The 4,148-nt window shown below is 66.9% G+C and carries 4 protein-coding genes and 1 pseudogene; 4 read left to right on the top strand and 1 reads right to left on the bottom strand.

Annotation, left to right across the window (positions count from 1 at the left end):
- The 4 genes from MKK67_RS00040 to MKK67_RS00025 all read left to right on the top strand — a co-directional run.
- Nucleotides 1-1,288, top strand: a 1,288-nt coding sequence (locus MKK67_RS00040) for an AI-2E family transporter (RefSeq protein ID WP_243960608.1), incomplete at its 5' end; no start/stop codon positions are given.
- 66 nt (nt 1,289-1,354) lie between these two features.
- Complete coding sequence (locus MKK67_RS00035; protein WP_147907794.1) at nt 1,355-1,561, top strand: hypothetical protein; 207 nt, start codon at nt 1,355-1,357, stop codon at nt 1,559-1,561.
- Between the two features lie 247 nt (nt 1,562-1,808).
- The gene (locus MKK67_RS00030; RefSeq protein WP_243960606.1) at nt 1,809-3,008 is read left to right on the top strand and encodes an alpha/beta hydrolase; all 1,200 of its coding nucleotides are present in this window, start codon (nt 1,809-1,811) and stop codon (nt 3,006-3,008) included.
- A 170-nt stretch (nt 3,009-3,178) separates the two neighbouring features.
- Nucleotides 3,179-3,475: a DUF1236 domain-containing protein gene (locus tag MKK67_RS00025; protein WP_243959432.1), complete on the top strand. Its 297-nt coding sequence runs from the start codon at nt 3,179-3,181 to the stop codon at nt 3,473-3,475.
- A gap of 304 nt (nt 3,476-3,779) precedes the next feature.
- Here MKK67_RS00025 and MKK67_RS00020 read toward each other — a convergent pair.
- Nucleotides 3,780-4,148, bottom strand: a pseudogene (locus MKK67_RS00020) (transporter); the annotation flags it as partial.

Raw genomic sequence — 4,148 nt, 5'->3', positions numbered from 1 at the left:
GGCGATGGACGACGCGGCCGGACGGCTCGGGACCTACTTCCTGGCTCAGCTCGGCATGAACGCCGCGTTCGGCGTCATTGTTGGCGTCGGCCTGTGGTTCATCGGCGTGCCCAACCCGCTGCTCTGGGGCGTATTCTCCGCGCTGATGCGCTTCGTGCCCTACATCGGCGCTTTCATCTCCGGCATCCTCCCGGTGGCGCTGGCGGCGGCCGTCGATCCGGGCTGGAACATGGTCATCGCCACCGCGGCCCTGTTCCTGATCGCCGAGCCGGTGTTCGGGCAGGTGATCGAGCCCCTGCTCTATGGGCACTCCACCGGGCTCTCGCCCTTCGCGGTGATCGTCTCGACCCTGTTCTGGGGCTTCCTGTGGGGGCCCATCGGCCTGATCCTGGCGACCCCGTTCACCGTCTGTCTGGTCGTGCTCGGTCGCCACGTCGACAGCCTGGAGTTCCTCGACATCTTGCTGGGCGACCGGCCGCCGCTAACGCCGGTGGAGAACTTCTACCAGCGCATGCTCGCCGGAGACCCGGACGAGGCCCGCGACCTCGGCGAGCAAATGCTGAAGGAGCGCTCCTTGTCGTCGTACTACGACGAGGTCGCGTTGAAGGGCCTTCAGCTCGCCGCAAACGACTACGCACGCGGGGTCGTCACGCCTGCGCAGCTGGAGAACATCCGGGCGTCGTCCCGCTCCCTGGTCGAAGACTTCGAGGACCATCCCGACGTCGAGCCGGCCGGCACGGACGCGACGGTGAACCCGAACGACACCCCGACGCTGGCCGAGCGGGCGCATCCGAAGAACGAGGCGGTACCCGGTCAAGCGCCACCTCGCGAGGCGCTGCCGGAGGCGTGGCGCGGCGAGGCGCCGGTGCTGTGCCTGGCCGGCCGCGGCCCCCTCGACGAGGCCTCCTCGGCGATGCTGGCGCAACTCCTGCGCAAGCACGGACTCGGGGCGCGCGTGACGGCCTACCAGTCCGCCTCGCGCGAAGGCATCCGCGACCTCGACCTCTCGGGCGTGGCGATGGTGTGCATCTCCTACCTCGACATCACCGGCAACCCGTCGCACCTACGCTACCTGCTGGAGCGTCTCCGTAGGAAGTCGCGGGACGTCAAGCTGTTGGTCGGACTATGGCCCCAGGGCGAGGCGGTCCTGACCGATACGGACCTCGGTCGGCAGGTCGGGGCCGACGCCTACGTTTCGTCGCTGCGCGGTGCGGTCGAGGCGTGCCTGAGGGAGGCGGGCGCGACGAACACGGGCGACGAGACCCCGGCCGCGGCGAACGCCGCCTGAAGCTGGAACCCGCCGATGGCTTGACCGTTGTTCGGACGTCTTACAGTCAAGCCTCGGACAGCCGCCGTGAAGACAGTCTTCGCCGCCCTCGCGATCTTCCTGGTGGCCGCAGCACCGGCCATCGCTTCCGAGACGTCGAACGTCGTCAGCGGCGTCTCGAAGCCCGCGACGGTCCAGATGGTCGTTGTCATGAACGCCGCCCCGGTACCCGTCGCGCAGGTAGCGTCGACCAAGAAGGTTCGCATCGTCCTCGCCTCGCCCTTCGGTAACTGAGCTCTGCCGGCCGGCACGGTTGTCCGATGGTCCAGGAGCTTATCTTCGGGCTTGCCGTCCGCACCCCGCCGTAATCATCCGCTAGGACTTCCCGGCCTCGACGGAGCGTGACCCGGTCACCCGTCCCGGCCATGGTTCGGGGGTACGGGTGTTTCCACGGTTTGCATGTGCCGAACGGGCACTGGCCGCCACGCTGGTAGCCGCCGTCCTCGTAAGCCTCGGGGCCTGCGGCGGACGCCCGACCGGCGTGCTGCTGCCCATCGCCGACGCGGCACCGGTCGCGGGTACGTCCCGTGTCGATATGCTGGTCGCTACGACCCGCAAGTCCGCGACCGACCGCGGGGTACTGTTCTCCGGCGAGCGCGGCGAGGCCGTGACCTACACCGACCTCGCGGTGTCGATCCCGCCGGACGCCACCCGCCAGCCCGGCACCGTGCAATGGCCGGAACGCCTCCCCGGCAACCCCGCCACCGACTTCGTGGCGCTGCGCGCCGATCCGGTCGACCGCTCGAAGGTCGCGGCCTGGACCGGAAAGGCGGTGCACGGACGAGGCAAGCGCCACGTCCTGGTGTTCGTGCACGGGTTCAACAACAAGTTCGAGGATGCCGTCTTCCGGTTCGCGCAGATCGTGCACGATTCCGGTGCCGAGGTCGCACCGGTGCTGTTCACCTGGCCGTCCCGCGGCTCTGTGCTCGCCTACGGCTACGACCGGGAAAGCACCAATTTCTCTCGTAACGGCCTGGAGACCCTGCTGCGCGACCTCGCCAGGGACCCGAACGTCGGCGAGGTAACGGTGCTCGCCCACTCAATGGGCAACTGGCTCACCCTGGAGAGCCTCCGACAGATGGCCATCCGCGACAAGCGCGTGGCGCCCAAGATCCGGAACGTCATCCTGGCCGCACCCGACGTCGACATGGACCTCGCCCGGGGTGCCTTCCACGATATGGGCAAGGATCGGCCGCGACTAACCCTGATGGTGTCGGGCGACGACCAGGCGTTGGCGGTCTCGCGTCTCGTCTGGGGGGACAGCGTGCGACTGGGAGCCATCGACCCGAACGCCGAGCCGTACAGGTCCGAGCTGGAGCGCGAGAACATCGGCGTCCTCAACCTGACCTCGGTAAAGTCTGACGATGCACTCAATCACGGCAAGTTCGCCTCCGGGGACGTGGTCGCGCTTCTGGGCAAGCGCCTTGCCGACGGGCAGCCGATCTCGGACGGCCAGATCGGCATCGGCGACAGGCTAGTGAGCACGGCCGCCGGGGCCGCCTCGACGGTCGCCACCGGTGCCGCACTGGCAGTCGCCGCCCCGGTGGCCATGATCGACCCGCAGACCCGCGAGACCTACGGCGACCACCTCTCGAACGTCGGAAGCGGTTTCAAGGACACCGTCGGCTCGACGGCCGACCTCGCCGCCGCGCCCTTGCGCGCTGTCACGGGCGGTCGCTGATCATCCGAAGCAAGTAAGTCTGGATGGGGCTGACTCCTCAGCCCTGCGCAGAAGAGATGATAGTGTGGAATGTCGGGCTCACCGTTGCTGCGGAGCCGTTGGCGTGGATGGGCCTCGTCCAGGCCCAGAGCCTGGAACATGGGGCTCAAGAGTGTGCTATCCGGGGTTAGATGATCGCCGGTCCCCTCGGGGCCGTCGTTGGCGATGCGGTCGGTGCGATGGTCAGCATGGCCAACGGCAGTCCCGGCGTCGACCGGCGTGCGCGTTTCCTGATCTATGCGCTGGGCGAGCGGCGGCCGTCCTTCGCCTACGTCGGTCCCCTGCGGGTCGGTACCATTCTGCCTGAGGACGGTGTTATCTACTACGACGTGCCCACCGAGTTCGCCCTGCCGAACTACAGCTACACCGTCGTCAACGACCACCCGTGCTCGTTGACCCGCGCAGGCGCCGTGTTGTCGAGATCATAGAGTAGAAATGGTTCGATAGCAGGCTGTCCGCTTTTTCGATGGGCCTACTCTCAAGCGGCCGTTCCGCTTTCGGCCAGCTCCGGTCGCGTTGGTGGGCGCTGCTGAACGGCTGGGTTGGGTGGATTTTCGCCGGTCCGCTTCCGGGCGACACTGCGTAAAAGCGGACATGGTCGCCGCTCCCGCTCACGACCCGCCCTGAGTCCTGGCTGATCCGATCCATTCAGACATGCAAGATCCGGCAAGGGACGTTCGTTCATCCATCGCAGGGGGATAATGCCCCTCATCACGCATGCCCGAGACGATTTCAGAACTTGCGCAGGATAGGGCTAGGCTCAGGCGTCTCGCTTTTATCCTGGTAGATCGGCACGGTTACGCGCAACCAGCCGCGTGTCTCAAGTCCTGCGTAATTGCGCTGAACCACGTCCCGCGTACCGTAGGCCTGGAGATTGACCGGGCCGAAGTTGTAGCCCACGAGGCCGCACACTGCGAACTGGCCTTGCCGAGCATAGGACGGATTGTTGGTCGGAAGGTCGGTCGATCCGAAGGATACCGGCCCGATTTCCCATTTGCCAAAATGCTTGGTGGCCGTGAGGTCGAGGTTGAGGAAGTCGGGGTAAAAGGTACCGCTGGCCGATCGCGTATCGAAGAAGGTGCCGTACAGGAAGTTGCCTGT

This window comes from Methylobacterium sp. J-072, from assembly GCF_022829425.1.
Classification (GTDB): domain Bacteria; phylum Pseudomonadota; class Alphaproteobacteria; order Rhizobiales; family Beijerinckiaceae; genus Methylobacterium.
This window is presented reverse-complemented; position numbering and strand designations above follow the sequence as displayed.

Excerpts from the sequence above, each read along its gene's own strand:
- MKK67_RS00025 (WP_243959432.1), top strand. The coding sequence starts at position 3,179 with ATGATCGCCGGTCCCCTCGGGGCCGTCGTTGGCGATGCGGTCGGTGCG.